Below are 16,634 nucleotides of genomic sequence, written 5' to 3'. Positions count from 1 at the left end.
CTGGTGGTAATTGAAAAATTGCCTTTTTTTATTACCTTAGTGCTGTAATTATTTGCTATGAATTTTATTCGAATACTTTTCTTTATAGTATTGTTTCCTCTTTGTCTTTCCGCTCAACAAACGGAAGAAGTGATCAAAACCCCCGTGGATTCACTATACAGAGAAGATCAGTTTTATCTTTCCCTAAGTTATAATCTGGTGCAGAACAGTCCCGGGATTTTCAAACAGTTTTCGTTTTCACCTGTAATCACGTTTGGTTTTTTGCGCGATATCCCTTTTGTGAAAAGCAGAAGATGGTCGGTAGCGCCGGGCATTGGGTACAATTACAACAACATCAAGCAGTTCATTAATTCCAGAGATCTTTTTCAGAATGATCCCACGGTGGCTTCGGAAGATATACGAACCCGTATCACTTCCCACAGTGTGGAGTTGCCCTTGGAGGTACGTTGGCGTAATTCCACGGCACAAAGCCATAAGTTTTGGAGGATTTACTCCGGATTTAAAGCACGTTACGTGTTAAGCTCGAAATTAGTGCTTGATTCCTCGGAAGGAAGAACTACCGAAGATGTTAAAAGTCTGATCAATAAATGGCAATACGGGACTTATATGACTGCGGGTTATAATACCTGGAATGTTTATGTGTATTACGGATTGAACCCGATCTTTAAAGATGGATCCAAATTGTCCGACTTCACCGTCGGATTTATGTTTTACATTTTATAACCACCAATACCAAAGCATAACCTGAGGTAAAGCGCCTATAATAATTCCGGTAAGGATTTCTTTCATCGAATGGGCCTGCATGTACAAACGGGAGGAAGCTACAAAGCCTGTCATTATGATAGCAAAGGAAATCAGACCGATGAACGGAATCCCGAAATGAAGCGAAATTCCACCAATAAATAATGTGAGTCCGGTAATTCCAATCATGTGAATACTTGCCTTGAAATTAAAAACAATCAGGAGCAAGGCAAAAAAAGTACTGATTAAAGCTCCGATAAAAAAATAATACAATTCCGGCAAAACAATGGTGGAAAAGCTGTGTTGTGTAAGCACTACAAAAAACATTGCCTGAAAAGCTAGAGGTAAACGGCGTTCTTTTTTCTCATGCAGCATGATGCCTGATTTTACCAAACCTAAAGACTTCAATAAGAAGTAGGTTGATAAAGGCAGAAAAACGGTGAGTATTACAATCTGAAGAAGCGTAAGGTAAATTTCATGCGGATAATAAAATCCTTTGGTTACATAAAAATAAAACAAGGCGGCATACACCGAAACAAACAGTGGGTGGAACAGATAGGAAAACAAAGGAAGTGCCTTTTTAAAATCCATAGGGTTAGATTTTCTTTCGCATACGCGCCACCGGAATATCCATAAGTTCGCGGTATTTTGCGATGGTTCTTCGGGCAATCGGATAGCCTTTTTCTTTTAAGATTTCGGCTAATTTATCATCGGGAAGCGGTTTGCTTTTGTCTTCTTCCTCAATTACGGTTTTTAGTATTTTTTTAATTTCAATAGTAGATACGTCTTCTCCCTGATTGTTTTTCATCGCCTCAGAAAAGAATTCCTTAATGAGTTTGGTTCCGTAAGGTGTTTCCACATATTTGCTGTTGGCTACACGAGAAATGGTTGAAATGTCCAATCCAATCAAATCAGCAATATCCTTCAGGATCATTGGTTTAAGTTTGGCCTCTTCTCCATCAAGAAAATAGTCCTGCTGATAGTACATGATGGCGTTCATGGTAACCAAAAGTGTTTCGTTACGCTGTTTGATCGCATCGATAAACCATTTGGCCGAATCCAGTTTTTGTTTGATGAACTGTACCGCGTCTTTTTGCGCATTGGATTTTTCTCTCGAATCTTTATAGGTTTGCAGCATTTCCTGATAATCTTTGGAAACGTGCAATTCAGGAGCATTCCTTCCGTTTAAGGTAAGTTCCAGTTCTCCATCAACCACGCGAATGGTAAAATCAGGCACCACATGTTCTACCGTTTTGGAATTGCTCTCGAAAGCGCCACCTGGCTTTGGGTTTAGTTTTTCAATTTCGTCAATGGCTTTGCGCAGCTGTTCTTGGGAAACATCAAATTTCTGTAAAAGTTTCTCGTAATGTTTTTTGGTAAACGCATCAAACTGATTTTCAATTACATTGATGGCTAAACTAACGGAATCGGTTGGGGTTTTATGACGAAGCTGCAACAGTAAACATTCCTGTAAATCTCGGGCGCCCACTCCGGCAGGTTCTAACTGATGAATAATTTGCAGGATTTGTTCCACTTTCTTCTCATCAGTATAAATCCCTTGGGTAAAGGCCATATCGTCAACGATGTCCTGAATGCTTCTGCGGATGTAACCCATATCATCAATGCTTCCCACTAAAAACTCAGCAATTTCACGCTGATCATCGGATAAAATAAAGGTATTCAGCTGATTGATTAAATCCTGATGAAAGCTAACTTGTGCGGCAAAAGGTAAGCTTCGGTCTTCGTCGTCATCACTATAATTATTGGCCTGAAGCTTATAATCCGGAGTTTCGTCGTTGCTCAAATATTCGTCAATGTTGATTTCGTCGGCATCAATTTTATCGTTGTCGTAGTCGTCTTCATAGTCGTCGTAATTGTCTTCAGCAGCATAATCGTCGGTGTCAAGGCTTTCCTCTTTTCCGGATTCCAAGGCAGGATTTTCCACCAATTCTTCTTTTAAGCGCTGTTCAAAAGCCTGCGTAGGCAATTGAATCAGTTTCATTAACTGAATTTGCTGCGGTGATAATTTCTGCGATAGTTTAAGCTGTAGATTCTGTTTGAGCATTTACAAAGGTTTTTATGCAAAAGTTCCAAGTTTAAAGTTACTAAAAAACTCGAAACTTGGAACGGTATATTATGAACTAAATTTTATTAAAACTCAGCGTTTTGCGGTGTTCTAGGGAAAGGAATTACGTCACGGATGTTGCTCATTCCGGTTACAAACAATACCAAACGCTCGAAACCAAGACCAAAACCAGAGTGTACCGCGCTTCCAAAACGACGCGTGTCTAAGTACCAGTACAATTCTTTTTCATCGATTTCAAGAGCTTTCATTTTCTCTAAAAGTACATCATAGCGTTCTTCTCTTTGAGAACCTCCAACGATTTCGCCGATTCCCGGGAACAAGATGTCCATTGCTCGAACAGTATCTCTTCCTGGTTCGGTATTGTCGTTCAAACGCATGTAAAACGCCTTGATTTTTGCTGGGTAATCGAATAAAATTACCGGACATTTAAAGTGTTTTTCCACCAAGAAACGTTCGTGCTCACTTTGCAGATCTGCACCCCATTCTTCAATTAAGTACTGGAATTTCTTGTTTTTGTTTGGTTTGGAATCTTTAAGAATATCGATTGCCTCCGTATAGGAAACACGTTTGAAATTGTTGTCCATCACAAAGCTTAACTTTTCCAACAAAGTCATTTCGCTTCGTTCGGCTTGTGGTTTTGATTTTTCTTCATCGATTAAACGTTGCTCTAAAAATTTCAAATCCTCGCCACATTTATCCACGGTGTATTTGATTACGTATTTGATGAAATCTTCCGCCAAATCCATGTTGTCTGCCAAATTATTGAAGGCTACTTCCGGCTCAATCATCCAGAATTCCGCCAAGTGACGTGATGTGTTGGAGTTTTCCGCACGGAAGGTTGGTCCAAAAGTGTAAATCTGACCTAAAGCCATAGCGTAAGTTTCTCCTTCCAATTGTCCTGAAACGGTTAGGTTGGTTTCTCTTCCGAAGAAATCTTCTTTGAAATTTACTTTTCCGTCCTCGGTTCTTGGGGTTCCGTCAAACGGTAAAGAAGTCACTCTGAACATTTCTCCTGCTCCTTCTGCATCTGAACCTGTAATAATTGGAGTGTTTACATAGAAAAACCCTTTCTCTTGAAAATATTGGTGAACCGCAAAAGACAGCGTTGAGCGCACACGCATAATCGCTCCGAACATATTGGTACGGATTCTTAAATGTGCATTCTCACGCAAAAATTCCAAGGAGTGTTTTTTAGGCTGCATTGGGTATTTTTCTGCATCCGAATCTCCTAAAATTTCAATTTTGGAAACCTGAATTTCTACCTTCTGTCCGGCTCCCTGGCTTTCGGTTAAAGTTCCAACCACACAAACGGCCGCCCCGGTTGTAATTCGCTTTAGGGTTTCTTCGGGTGTGTTTTCAAAATCCACCACACACTGAATATTATTGATTGTCGAACCGTCGTTCAACGCGATAAACTGATTGTTTCTAAATGTTCTAACCCATCCTTTTGCTTTTACTTCATGTAGTCCCGGTGCGCTGTTAAGCAGGTCTTTAACTTTAGTATGTTTCATCTCTTTTAAGATTTTGGTTTTCAGCTTTTCCTAGAAACTGAAATTTTAAATAAATAAAAAATTAAATGCTTGCAAATGTAGTAAAAAGCTCGTTGAATTTAACGTTTTAAAGCCCAGTTTTTAGAAAAGATTAAGGTTTGAAAAACTATCTTTGCTGCTCAATCAAATTCAATAGAAATGAACTGGATTTTACTAGTTATTGCTGGTTTTTTTGAAGTTGGTTTTGCCTCTTGTTTAGGGAAAGCCAAAGAAACCACCGGAACAGCTTCTACCTTATGGATGGTTGGCTTTTTTATCTGTTTGACCATCAGTATGGTGCTGCTTTACAAAGCCACACAAACTTTGCCAATTGGAACCGCTTATGCTGTTTGGACTGGTATTGGAGCTGTAGGAACTGTGTTAGTTGGGATTTTTGTCTTTAAAGAGCCGGCAGATTTTTGGAGGCTGTTTTTCCTGACCACTTTGATCGCATCGATTGTAGGGCTTAAATTTGTGTCTTCACACTAAAGTCCTAAATCAAGGGTAAAGCTTAATTTTAAAGAAATATTGTCATCGAATCTTGGAAGGGAATTCGCACCGTAGCGGTAAAATCCGGATAGACCAAGTCCTTTGAAAATATTATTGAATTCCATTCCCGATTCAAAATAGCCGTTCTCTAAGGTTTTGTAAGTGAAGCCCGTGTGATCGGATTGGTGTCTGGAATTTCCCCAGGCCGCACGCGTTACCAGTACGGTTGTTGGTTTTATTTTCTTGAACAGTTTTATTTTTCGAAGCGCGTGTTTGAAATGCAGCGCGGCATATTCACTGGAGAAAAATTCGTTAAAACGCATGGTTTCAAAACTGTTTTTTCCGGTAATGTTCAAACGCTGTAAAATAGCATCCCGATCTTGTGTGTTGGGCGCAATACTGTAAAGATGCGTGATAGGCACATCACCAAAGGAAATCCCTGCCTGAAACATGGCGGAAGTTTTTTGACCGTCGAGGTATTTTTTCTCCACTTCGGTTCTGAAATCAAATTTCCCGAAACTCAAGTCGTTTTTAAAAACCTGTGGAATCGTTTTGGAAAACTGGAAGGTGAATTTTGGAAAGTGTTTCTCAGACTCGATCCTTCCGGAAGGCGTTTGCATATATACACTAAACGGGCTCCATTGCAGGGAAATTGTAGCAATGGATAAGTTGTAGCGTTCGAATAATTTATCGTTCGCCGTAAATCCGTAGAAAAACTTTGGTGCGATGGTGCTTTGGGTAAATTGTAAAACACTTTCGGTTTTGGGAATGATTCTGGTTTCCAGATAAGCCTTCCAGGTTTTGTGTTCGTAAAAGGTGGTTAAGTTGAACGGACGCGGATCGTAAATCCTGAACTTCTTCTTGTCGATTTCAAAAATGGTGTTCCCGATTTCCAGTAAATCATCCGTATAGGAAAAGCCCAGCCAACTGCCGGAATAGTTCCCGATACGCGTTGCTTCCCCAATACTAAATTTCATGCGATTGTCTTTTAAACCATAAGCTGCATAACCGTTAAGGCGAATTTTTTTGGAGAAACTATCGGTGGTAACTCCGCCCAATCCAAAACGGAACCCTTCGTAGTTGTTGTATTTTATAATTTGACGCAAATCAAGATCCACTGCGCCTAAAGGGATGAAGCCGCTTATTACTTTGCGGCCGATTTTTATTTTTTCTTCATAGCGTTCTTTGGTTACCAGGCTGTCCAAAACGGAATAGGTGCTGATACTTCTAATATCCAGACTGTCTTTTCGGTATGGGGTCCAGAAATTCTCGTTTCTTAAGGTGGCCTCTTCTTTTACTTCGATTCCAACGTACTGATGTTTAAGTTTGACCGGAAGATTGAATTCGATTTCCGAATTTTTGGATTCCGATAAGATGTACACAAAATCGGAGGCTTCTTTCTTGCCTTTGGGTTTGTCGGTTTCTTCTTCTTCAGAAGCGAATTTGATGGTTTCCCCTAAAATCTTAATATCATCGGAATTGTTGCCTTTTACGATTTTGAGTGTTTTTCGCTCAGGAAACCATAAGTCTTCCTCTTTGTAGTAATTGAAATAATTTGTCGCACTAATGTCTAGAACGCTTTTAACCCTGTACATGGTTTTGGCTAAGGCAAAACTTTGCTTGTCAATGTATAAAACGCCTTCCAGTTTGGCTTTTTTGGCTTTTCTTTTGTGCTTGAAATGAATCATGTACACTTTGCGGTTGCCCAGAAAAACGGTGTCCAGAATTTTGTAATTGTAAAATTCAAGCGCATCATCAGCAATTGGATTGGCATACTTGGTTTCAAATAATTCTATTTTATTCTCGTAAACCGAACTCGATTGAAGTTTAAGGCCAATGTATTCGTAAATAGGTTGTTTAAAACCGGCCATGCGGGTAGCCAGCACGGTTTCTTTAATCCCTTGAGGTTTGTTAAACTGAATCTGAGAAACTTTTTCCGTTTGGTATAAGTGCTGTTTTTGGATGATTTTTTTGAATTTGAAATCCGAAGAATCCATTTTGATCAGACGGGCACCAATTTTTTCATACAAAAAAACCGAATCAATTCTCCCGGCAATAGAATCCGGATTGGCCGTAACAATTAGTTTGTTGTAGGTTTTCAACTGGAAGCTGTTCAGCTTCTTTAAAGGATTGTTTAGGTCTTTGCTGGCAATGGTTTTTCTGATGATTTCCAAAGCAGGGTTTTCTCCAACTACCAGTTCGCTTAGCTCTAAGGTTTTGGATTTTAACAGTACGCGGTAAAATTTCTTGTTAGGTTCTATCGTGATGGTTTGAGTAGTAAATCCCGTATAGGAAACGGTAAATGAGGTAACGCCTTGGGTGTTTTCGATTAAAAATTTACCATCCACATCACCAATGATGGTTTTTCCGTTGCTTAAGTGTAAAGTAGCAAAAGACAAAGGTGCTTTCTCAGAATTTAGAACAATTCCGGAAACAGAACGTTGTGCATTACACAGAATGCAGAACAGGATACATAAAACGAACAATAGTCTTTTCAAAGGAAATGCCTGACTGTAAGGTGTAAAGATAGGAATAAAAAATCCCGATACAATCGGGATTCAAATTATACTTTCATGATTTCAGCTTCCTTAATCACTAAATGCTCATCGATTTTTTTGATGAAAGCGTCCGTTAATTTCTGTACGTCTTCTTCAGCCGTTTTGCAAATATCTTCGGAAGTTCCTTCTTTTTCTAATTTTTTGATATCGTTATTCGCATCTTTTCGAGCATTACGGATACTGATTTTTGCATCTTCCGCTTCCGCTTTGGCTTGTTTTACCAAATCTTTACGGCGCTCTTCCGTAAGTGGTGGAACACTGATGATGATGTTGTCTCCGTTGTTCATCGGGTTAAACCCTAAATTGGCAATCATGATCGCTTTTTCAATAGGCTGCAACATCGCTTTTTCCCATGGTGTTACCGTGATGGTTCTTGCATCGGGAGTATTCACGTTAGCCACCTGAGAAAGTGGAGTTTGTGAACCATAATAGTCTACGTATACACCTCCCAACATTTGCGGAGAAGCTTTTCCGGCACGGATGTTTAAAAATTCTTTTTCAAGGTGTGCCACCGAACCGTTCATGGATTCTTTGGTGCTATCTAAGATAAATTTAATTTCTTCGGTCATCGTACTTAATTTTAAAAATCTAAATTAAACATTTACAGTAGTTCCTACCGTATCTCCTTGACAAACTTTTAACAAATTTCCTTCTTTGTTCATGTCAAAAACGATAATCGGCAACTTGTTTTCCTGACTTAAAGTAAAAGCTGTAGTGTCCATGATGTTCAATCCTTTGCTGATTACATCGTCAAAGGTAATGTGGTCGTATTTTACAGCGTCCGGATTTTTCTCAGGATCAGAATCATATACGCCATCTACTCGGGTTCCTTTTAAGATTACGTCGCAATCTACTTCAATTCCTCGTAAAACTGCTGCGGTATCCGTTGTAAAATAAGGGTTTCCGGTTCCCGCTCCGAAAATTACGATACGGTTTTTCTCCAAATGGCGAACGGCTCTTCTTTTAATGTAAGGTTCTGCAATGGCTTCAATTTTTAAAGCAGTTTGCAGGCGGGTTTGCATTCCGGCATCTTCCAAAGCACCTTGTAAGGCCATTCCGTTGATTACTGTTGCCAGCATTCCCATATAATCTCCTTGAACGCGGTCCATACCGTTACTGGCTCCGGCCACGCCTCTGAAAATGTTTCCTCCACCAATAACAATGGCAATTTGCACGCCTTTGCTGTGAATGTCTTTGATTTCGGCAGCATATTCGGCTAAACGTTTTGGATCGATTCCGTATTGACGGTCTCCCATTAGTGCTTCACCGCTCAGTTTTAGAAGAATTCTATTGTATTTCATTTGTTGGATGTTATTGTTTTTCAATGGTCAAAAGGAACCCGGTTCCTCGTTTCATTGAGCTATTCGATTTAATGTGCAAATATAGTTATAATCTGTTTTTTTGAAATAGCTTAATGTAAAATTATCCAGGGAGTTCCTGATACGATTTTTTTGCGGCTTCATAACCAATTTTATAAATCGCATCCATTTTGACTTTGCTGGTTTCGAAAGTACTGAAGGCTGCCAGTTCTTCCGGTTCGATTACCCAATCACAGATGTTGAATTTATGGGTGTTCGAATTAGCGGAAAGCAAATCAAAAGCTCTGGTGGTTACGGCTTTAATTGATGATAAGTCTTTAGCTTCAATTTTTTGGATGGGACTTACATAAACGCCTATTAAGGTTTCGCATCGTCCTTGTAAAATATCGGTAGGAAAGTGATTCAGAATCCCACCGTCGCTGTAGAGGTTTCCATTAATCTCATAAGGAGATAACACTCCGGGAAATGAGGAAGAGGCCAGTACTGCATCAATTACCTTGGTTTCCGCTCCGAAAATTTTCAGCTTTCCTTTAACTAAGTCGGTGGCAGTAATGTGCGTATGAATTTTCAAATCACCAATTCGGGTATCGCCAAAAATAGCATTGAAATAAAACTTAAAAGCATCAGAATCAATAAAACCCGCTTTTTTAAAAGTAAAATGTTTCCAGTTAAAAAAATAAATAGACTTGAAAAATTCCAGGATTTCCTCTGGTGATTTTCCTCCCGCATAAAGCGCGCCAACAATTGATCCGGCACTGGTCCCTGCAATATGGGTCGGACGGATGTTTTGCTCCTCCAGAAATTTGATGGCTCCCGCATGTGCCAATCCTTTGGTGCCTCCGCCGGAAAGAATCAGTCCTATAGATTTGGTTGTTAAATCCATTGTTAATCTTTGCCCTAAAAGTACACTTTTTGCTGGTTAAAATGTAATTTTTGTTACACTGCAATTTCCTTTTTTGAAGTACCTTTGTAGTATCTAACGTTCAGCACTATGAAAAATCTAATCGAAAGCAGCCTTCAAAACAGTTACAGTTATTTGGAATACCGAAAAAAAGTTTCCGATTTATTAGCAGACGGCAAGTCTTCAGGTAATGAGCAGTCGGAAGATTTACTGCATTATAGTCAACTGAACGAAGTGCGTATGAACCGATTGGACAAAACGATTTCGGTACCGGAGTCCATCCAAAAACAACTGGGAAATTTAGATAAAGAATACCTTTGGCTGGTTTTGGCAGAAGGCTGGTGCGGTGATGCGGCGCAGCTGCTGCCAATCATGCAAAAGATGAGTGTTTTTAGCCCAAAAATCGATTTTAAAATTGTTTTCAGAGATGAGAACGAAGGGTTAATGCAGGAGTTTTTAACTAACGGAGCACGCGCAATTCCGAAACTTATTATTCTTGATGTCGAAACTCACCAAGTTTTAGGTGCCTGGGGACCAAGACCGGAAGCTGCTGCACGACTTATAAAAGAATACAAGGCCAAATATGGGGTGGTTAACGAAGAAGCGAAAACCGAATTGCAAAAATGGTACCTGAATGATAAAGGACTCTCCACAATGGAAGAAATCATGAAAGTGATGTTATTGTTTTGAAGGTCTGAAAAGGACGATTGTTACTCCTAAGGCAAAACTTCGCAAACGCTCTCGATCGTGTATAGGAAAATCAAGTTCATTAAATTCAATGTTAATGGATCCGAATAAAGCATCTTTAGTGTTGGCATAGCCAAGGCTGATTTTTTTGTAATCCCCATTCAGATCGCCGCGCCCCAGTGCAAAAGCCTCTCCATAACCTACTTGGAAAACCAGTGCGGAATGCTCTTGAATTTTAGGACTGAATCGAAAATTACCATAAACTGGTAAAGAAACGAGTTGTTCATTCCAATGTGCATTAATCCCTGTGTGAATACCAAGTCCAACAAGCTTCTTGTATTGATAACCAAAACCAATGTTGAGGTTTGCACCGGCGGGTAAGAGTGAACCCAAATTGGAATCTTCAGAAGAATCCGGATCGTAAACCAGCGGAATTGCAAAATCTATTTGTCGGTAATTGGAATTGATCCATTGATTGAGTGGGTTGAACACCTGCAAAGAATCTCCCTTACTTTGCGCAAAACCTGTGAAAGCAAAAATCAAAACGAAAAAAATAAAAGGGAGCTTTATTTTTCTCATAAGGAGAACTATTTAAAGTTATCCTCAAAGTTAGTGATTATTAATGATTTGTCTACAGAAAATTCCCCAATTTTTGTTCTTCGTAAGGCGGTTAAATGCGCCCCGGAATTTAGGGCCAATCCAAAATCATAGGCAAGCGAGCGAATGTAAGTTCCTTTGCTGCACACCACCCTAAAATCGATTTCCGGTAAGGCGATTCGTGTGAGTTCAAGCTCCAGAATTTCTACTTTTCGGGATTTTATTTCTACTTCTTCACCGGCACGGGCGTGTTCGTAAAGTCGTTTTCCGTCTTTTTTGATGGCAGAGAAAACCGGAGGTTTCTGATCGATTTCACCGATAAAACTTAAACGGGCTTTTTCGATCAATTCAGGTGTGATGTGATCGGTTGGAAAAGTTTTGTCGATCGGTTTTTCCAAATCATAAGAAGCAGTTGTGGCGCCAATATGAAATGTACCGGTGTATTCTTTTTTCATTCCCATTAATTCCGGGATTCTTTTGGTAAACTTCCCGGTGCATACAATGAGCAAGCCCGAGGCCAAAGGATCTAAAGTACCCGCGTGGCCGATTTTGAATTTTTTGGGAAGATGCAGGTTTTTGATTAGTGTCCATTTTACCTTGTTTACCGCCTGAAACGACGACCAGGTTAAAGGTTTGTCCAATAGTAAAATTTGTCCTTCCTGAAATTCTTCGGCTGTTTTTGCGATCATTATTTTAGGTAAGAGAAGTAAATTAAAAGTCCAACACCCACAACAATTCGATACCATCCCCAAGGTTTGAAGCCGTACTGTTTGATGATTCCGATAAAGAATTTAATCGCTAAAACCGCAACGATAAAGGCTACAACGTTTCCGATGAGAAACATTTTTATGGTGTCGGACGATTGTAAAATCAGTTCGTACCCTTTCATTTGGGAATGTTCATAGGTTTTGATGAATACCGAATAACAGGTCACTGCCAACATGGTTGGAACCGCCAAGAAAAAAGAAAATTCCGCTGCAGCATGACGGGTCAAACCTTGTTGCATTCCGCCAATGATGGAAGCTGCCGAACGGCTCGTTCCCGGCATCATTGCCAAGCATTGCCAAAAACCAATGGTTACCGCTTTTTTGATGGTAATTTCTTCTTCGTGAACGATGGTTGGGTTTTTGAAATAGTTGTCTATGAAAAGCAAGATTACACCTCCTACGATAAGCACAATTGCAATAGGAATCGGATTTCCTAAGACTGTTTCGATTTTATCATCGAACAGTTTTCCCAGAACCAAAGCGGGAACAACGGCGCAGGCTAATTTGATGAAGAAACTCAGTTTGGTAAAGTCGAAAAACTTCTTCCAATATAAAACCACGACGGCCAGGATTGCTCCGAACTGAATGGAAACCTGAAACAGTTTTACGAAATCGTCTTCCTGAATTCCGAAATAAGAACTGGCAAAAACCATGTGTCCTGTGGAGGAAACCGGTAGGTATTCGGTTAATCCTTCGATAATAGCAATGATTAGGGCTTGAAAAAAATTCATCCTTTTTGATTGTTAGACTTCTGAGATTTTTATTAAAACCTGATTCAGTCTTAGTTGTTGTTTTTTTTGAAAATTGAGTAAATGGTGATTCCGAAGCCGATTAAAACTACCGTTGGAGCCAATCGGATTCTGCGGAAATTGAAAATGGCATCACTGAACACTTTCGGGTCATCACTTCCTCCGCCAGACATCAGAAGGAATCCTAAGCCAATTACAGCCAATCCGATTAAAAGAATTTTATAGTTGATGCCTTCAAAAAGAAAGTCTGGTTTTTGTTTGTTTTCCATGGTATCGACTTTTAAGGTCTAGAATTAATATAAATCGTCTGTTCTTAAATTTAAAAAACGCTGGGTAGCAAAGAACGTACTGATCCAGGTGATGATGATTCCCACTACTAAAATGCCAAGAGAAATTATTGCCATGGAAACATAATCCTTTCCTATTCCAAGGCTTGGGAACAATCCGTCTACATAAAAAGTTAGTGCAATAAGGGCGATTACGGCAAGTCCGGAGCCGATTAATCCCAGACGAATGCTTCTCCAGATGAATGGTTTACGAATGAACGATTTTGTTGCACCTACCATTTGCATGGTCTTAATGATAAAACGATTGGAGTAAACCGATAAGCGCAAAGAGCTGTTAATTAACAGCATAGAAATCAAGCCAAAAACACTGCTGATGATCAAAATCCAGAAACTGATTTTTTTGATGTTTTCGTTGGCTAATTCTACCAGTTTTTTATCGTAAATCACCTCAGAAACCATCTCGTTGGTTTTGATGTCGCTTTCAATCTGCTTTATTTTAGCGGCTTCTACATATTCTCCTTTTAAGTGAATGTCGAAGGAATTCGGAAGCGGGTTCATTCCTAAAAACTCAAGAAAATCCTCCCCCACAATGTCTTTGTTATTCTTTGCGGCATCGTCTTTGGATACGAAAACATAATCTTTTACGTATTTGGAGCCTTTTAGTTTGGCATCGAAAGCTTGTAAAATGGTGTCGTTCGCTTCGTCTTTAAAATAGACTGACATTGGAATGTCTTCCTTGAAGCTGTTTGATATTTTTTCAGAATGGATTAAAAAGAAACCCAATGCCCCCAGAAGGAACAGTACCAAAAAAATACTCAAAACCACAGAAAAATAAGAAGAAATAAGGCGTCTTTTTTGAAACTTTTCGAATGATGATCCCATAAACAATCTGAATTAAGCCGTAAAAATAATAAAGAAAATCGTTTTTCACCTTTATAACGGTCAAAGTTTTAACTTTCTTATAATATAATGTAAATTTGCACCCTTGAAAATATATAACCTTAGTCTCATAGAGGCTTAGAACCTTATAAAAGAAATGAAGTATTTCCACAACGAAATCGAAGCCAAATGGCAACACTACTGGGCAGAACACCAAACTTTTGCCGCAAAAAATGATTCTGATAAACCTAAATATTATGTTTTGGACATGTTTCCTTATCCATCAGGAGCTGGTTTGCATGTAGGGCACCCACTGGGGTACATCGCTTCAGATATCGTTGCGCGTTACAAGAGGCATCAGGGATTCAACGTGTTGCACCCGCAAGGATATGATTCGTTTGGGTTACCGGCCGAGCAATATGCGATTCAAACCGGTCAGCATCCGGAGAAAACCACTAAAGAGAACATTGCGCGTTACCGCGAGCAGTTGGATAAAATTGGTTTTTCGTTTGATTGGAGTCGTGAAGTACGTACTTCCAATCCGGATTATTATAAACATACCCAATGGATTTTTATTCAGTTGTTCGAGTCGTATTATTGTAAGGATTCTGATAAAGCCTGTCCGATCAGTGAATTGATTGAGGTTTTTCAACAAGAAGGAAACAGCCGCATTAATGCCGTTTGTGACGAAGATGTGCCTGCATTTACTGCTGAAGAATGGAACTCTTGGTCTCCGGAAGCACAACAACTAATGCTTTTGAAATACCGCTTGACTTATTTGGCGGAAACAGAAGTAAACTGGTGTCCGGCTTTAGGAACTGTTTTGGCAAACGATGAAATCGTGAACGGCGTTTCCGAGCGTGGAGGTCATCCGGTAATTCGTAAAAAAATGACACAATGGTCGATGCGTATTTCGGCCTATGCAGAGCGATTGTTGCAAGGTTTGGAAACTATCGACTGGACGGAATCGTTGAAAGAATCCCAAAGAAACTGGATCGGAAAATCGGTAGGAGCATCAGTAACTTTTAATTTGAAAAATCACGAGGATGTAATCGAAGTATTTACAACCCGTCCTGATACTATTTTTGGGGTAACGTTCATGACCTTGGCACCAGAGCATGAGTTGGTGTCCAAAATCACTACTTCAGAACAAAAAGCCGCAGTTGAAGCTTATGTGGAAGCTACTGCAAAGCGTTCCGAGCGCGAGCGTATGGCCGATGTGAAAACCATTTCCGGAGTGTTTACCGGAGCTTATGCCGAGCATCCATTCACTAAAGAAGCCATTCCGGTTTGGATTGGGGATTATGTATTGGCAGGTTACGGAACAGGAGCTGTAATGGCTGTTCCTTGTGGTGATGAAAGAGATTATGCCTTTGCCAAACATTTCGACTTACCGATTGTAAATATTTTGGGAGGTGTCGATATTTCTGAAGCAGCTCATGCGGATAAAAACACGACAATTTTAGCCAATTCCGAATTCTTAAACGGTTTAAGTTATAAGGATGCAACTAAAAAGATAATAGAAGAATTAGAAAAAATCGGAGCAGGAACGGCTAAAGTAAATTACCGTTTACGCGATGCGGTTTTCTCCCGTCAAAGATATTGGGGTGAACCGTTCCCGGTGTATTACGTAAACGGCTTACCACAAATGATTGCCAAAGAACACTTGCCAATCGTTTTACCGGAAGTGGAAAAATATTTACCCACCGAAGACGGACAGCCACCATTAGGAAATGCTTCCGTTTGGGCTTGGGATACGGTAAATAATGCGGTAGTTGCCAACGATAAAATTGATAATCAAACGGTATTTCCATTAGAACTGAACACTATGCCGGGGTGGGCAGGAAGTTCTTGGTACTGGATGCGTTATATGGATGCACACAACGACAGTGATTTTGCTGCTGAAGCCGCGCTGAAATACTGGGAAAACGTAGATTTATACATTGGTGGTAGCGAGCACGCAACAGGCCACTTGTTGTATTCCCGTTTCTGGAATAAATTTTTGAAGGATAGAGGTTTTGCTCCTACAGAAGAGCCGTTCAAAAAACTGATCAATCAAGGGATGATTTTAGGAATGAGTGCGTTTGTTTATCGTTCCGAAGATTCTAAAACCTTGTATTCAAAAGGATTAATTGCTGATAAAAATGTACATCCGATTCACGTAGATTTATCTTTAATCAATGATGTGACGAATGAATTAGACATAGAAGCATTCAAAAACCATCCGTTGTATTCCGATTATAAAAACGCAGAATTCGTTTTAGAAAACGGCAAATACATCGTAGGGCGTGAAGTAGAGAAAATGTCCAAATCAAAATACAACGTAGTAAACCCAGACGACATTTGCGAACAATACGGTGCTGATACATTGAGATTATACGAAATGTTCTTAGGACCATTAGAGCAAGCTAAACCTTGGAATACTGCTGGAATTACCGGTGTTTCAGGTTTCCTTAAAAAACTATGGCGTTTGTATTTTGATGATAACGGTCTAATCGTAACCGATGAAGAACCAAGCAAAGAAATGTATAAATCGCTTCACAAAACCATCAAAAAAGTAACGGAAGATATCGAGAATTTCTCGTTCAACACTTCGGTTTCGCAATTCATGATTTGTGTGAACGAGTTGGCGCAGGCAAAATGTCATCATAAAGCGATTTTAGAGCCTTTGGCAATTTTGGTTTCTCCTTATGCACCTCATATTGCAGAGGAATTATGGAGCGCGTTAGGACATCAGGGTTCGATTTCCACAGTAGCTTTCCCGAAATTCGACGAAAAGCATTTAGTAGAATCTGAAAAAGAATATCCGGTTTCCTTCAACGGGAAAATGCGTTTCACCATCAAATTGCCGTTGGATTTAACTGCTGCCCAAATCGAGGAAATTGTTATGGCTGATGAACGTACCCAGCAACAATTACAAGGAAGAACGCCAAATAAAGTGATTATCGTTCCGGGCAAGATTATCAACTTGGTAGGGTAGTCCTTATTATATAATGAATAATGAATCCCAAATTCTAACAAGAATTTGGGATTTCTTTTTGTAAC

Annotated in this window: 16 protein-coding genes; 4 read left to right on the top strand and 12 right to left on the bottom strand. The window is 39.7% G+C overall.

The annotated features are described in order from the left end of the window. Positions 1 to 57 precede the first annotated feature (57 nt). Positions 58 to 723, top strand: a complete 666-nt coding sequence (locus LZZ90_RS01230; protein WP_237788863.1) for a porin family protein — start codon at positions 58 to 60, stop codon at positions 721 to 723. Here LZZ90_RS01230 and LZZ90_RS01225 read toward each other — a convergent pair. The 3 genes from LZZ90_RS01225 to asnS all read right to left on the bottom strand — a co-directional run bounded on the left by LZZ90_RS01225 (position 718) and on the right by asnS (position 4,338). Further along, a complete protein-coding gene (locus LZZ90_RS01225) occupies positions 718 to 1,332 on the bottom strand; it encodes a hypothetical protein (protein ID WP_237788862.1) in 615 nt (204 codons plus the stop codon). The genes LZZ90_RS01230 and LZZ90_RS01225 overlap by 6 nt on opposite strands. Positions 1,333 to 1,336: 4 nt before the next feature. Beyond that, positions 1,337 to 2,806, bottom strand: coding sequence for an RNA polymerase factor sigma-54 (gene rpoN / locus LZZ90_RS01220; protein ID WP_237788861.1), 1,470 nt, complete (start codon positions 2,804 to 2,806; stop codon positions 1,337 to 1,339). A gap of 86 nt (positions 2,807 to 2,892) precedes the next feature. After that, a complete protein-coding gene (gene asnS, locus LZZ90_RS01215; protein ID WP_237788860.1) occupies positions 2,893 to 4,338 on the bottom strand; it encodes an asparagine--tRNA ligase in 1,446 nt (481 codons plus the stop codon). A 177-nt stretch (positions 4,339 to 4,515) separates the two neighbouring features. Here asnS and LZZ90_RS01210 point away from each other — a divergent pair, with 177 nt between their 5' ends. Next, on the top strand, positions 4,516 to 4,845 hold the full coding sequence (locus tag LZZ90_RS01210) for a multidrug efflux SMR transporter (protein WP_237788859.1): 330 nt from the start codon (positions 4,516 to 4,518) through the stop codon (positions 4,843 to 4,845). On the opposite strand, the gene LZZ90_RS01205 is transcribed toward LZZ90_RS01210, so the two are convergent. The 4 genes from LZZ90_RS01205 to LZZ90_RS01190 form a co-directional block, all read right to left on the bottom strand. Beyond that, entirely contained in the window at positions 4,842 to 7,343 is a 2,502-nt protein-coding gene (locus LZZ90_RS01205) for a DUF5686 family protein (RefSeq protein WP_237788858.1), read from the bottom strand. The genes LZZ90_RS01210 and LZZ90_RS01205 overlap by 4 nt on opposite strands. Positions 7,344 to 7,408: 65 nt before the next feature. After that, positions 7,409 to 7,972, bottom strand: a complete 564-nt coding sequence (gene frr / locus LZZ90_RS01200; RefSeq protein ID WP_237788857.1) for a ribosome recycling factor — start codon at positions 7,970 to 7,972, stop codon at positions 7,409 to 7,411. 24 nt (positions 7,973 to 7,996) lie between these two features. Next, positions 7,997 to 8,704, bottom strand: a complete 708-nt coding sequence (gene pyrH, locus LZZ90_RS01195; protein ID WP_237788856.1) for a UMP kinase — start codon at positions 8,702 to 8,704, stop codon at positions 7,997 to 7,999. A 121-nt stretch (positions 8,705 to 8,825) separates the two neighbouring features. Further along, positions 8,826 to 9,605 (bottom strand): patatin-like phospholipase family protein, encoded by a 780-nt coding sequence (locus LZZ90_RS01190; RefSeq protein WP_237788855.1) that lies wholly within the window; start codon positions 9,603 to 9,605, stop codon positions 8,826 to 8,828. Positions 9,606 to 9,713: 108 nt separating this feature from the next. Between LZZ90_RS01190 and LZZ90_RS01185 the strand changes: the two genes are divergently transcribed. Beyond that, positions 9,714 to 10,313 (top strand): thioredoxin family protein, encoded by a 600-nt coding sequence (locus LZZ90_RS01185; protein WP_237788854.1) that lies wholly within the window; start codon positions 9,714 to 9,716, stop codon positions 10,311 to 10,313. Here LZZ90_RS01185 and LZZ90_RS01180 read toward each other — a convergent pair. Genes LZZ90_RS01180 through LZZ90_RS01160 form a run of 5 tightly spaced genes read right to left on the bottom strand, consistent with a single transcriptional unit; the run spans position 10,302 to position 13,592 of the window. Continuing rightward, entirely contained in the window at positions 10,302 to 10,889 is a 588-nt protein-coding gene (locus LZZ90_RS01180; RefSeq protein WP_237788853.1) for a hypothetical protein, read from the bottom strand. The two genes, LZZ90_RS01185 and LZZ90_RS01180, sit on opposite strands and share 12 nt — an antisense overlap. Positions 10,890 to 10,897: 8 nt before the next feature. Beyond that, positions 10,898 to 11,596 carry a tRNA pseudouridine(55) synthase TruB gene (gene truB, locus LZZ90_RS01175; protein ID WP_237788852.1) on the bottom strand — a complete coding sequence of 233 codons (699 nt, stop codon included), beginning with the start codon at positions 11,594 to 11,596 and terminating at the stop codon, positions 10,898 to 10,900. Further along, complete coding sequence (locus LZZ90_RS01170; protein ID WP_237788851.1) at positions 11,596 to 12,405, bottom strand: undecaprenyl-diphosphate phosphatase; 810 nt, start codon at positions 12,403 to 12,405, stop codon at positions 11,596 to 11,598. The genes truB and LZZ90_RS01170 overlap by 1 nt, the downstream gene beginning before the upstream one ends. A 50-nt stretch (positions 12,406 to 12,455) precedes the next feature. Continuing rightward, on the bottom strand, positions 12,456 to 12,692 hold the full coding sequence (locus LZZ90_RS01165; RefSeq protein ID WP_237788850.1) for a DUF3098 domain-containing protein: 237 nt from the start codon (positions 12,690 to 12,692) through the stop codon (positions 12,456 to 12,458). Positions 12,693 to 12,716: 24 nt separating this feature from the next. Continuing rightward, positions 12,717 to 13,592, bottom strand: a complete 876-nt coding sequence (locus tag LZZ90_RS01160; RefSeq protein ID WP_237788849.1) for an ABC transporter permease — start codon at positions 13,590 to 13,592, stop codon at positions 12,717 to 12,719. 154 nt (positions 13,593 to 13,746) lie between these two features. Between LZZ90_RS01160 and leuS the strand changes: the two genes are divergently transcribed. Continuing rightward, entirely contained in the window at positions 13,747 to 16,569 is a 2,823-nt protein-coding gene (gene leuS / locus LZZ90_RS01155) for a leucine--tRNA ligase (protein WP_237788848.1), read from the top strand. Positions 16,570 to 16,634 lie beyond the last annotated feature (65 nt).

It is taken from the genome of Flavobacterium sp. SM15, from assembly GCF_022012335.1.
Classification (GTDB): Bacteria; Bacteroidota; Bacteroidia; order Flavobacteriales; family Flavobacteriaceae; genus Flavobacterium.
This window is presented reverse-complemented; position numbering and strand designations above follow the sequence as displayed.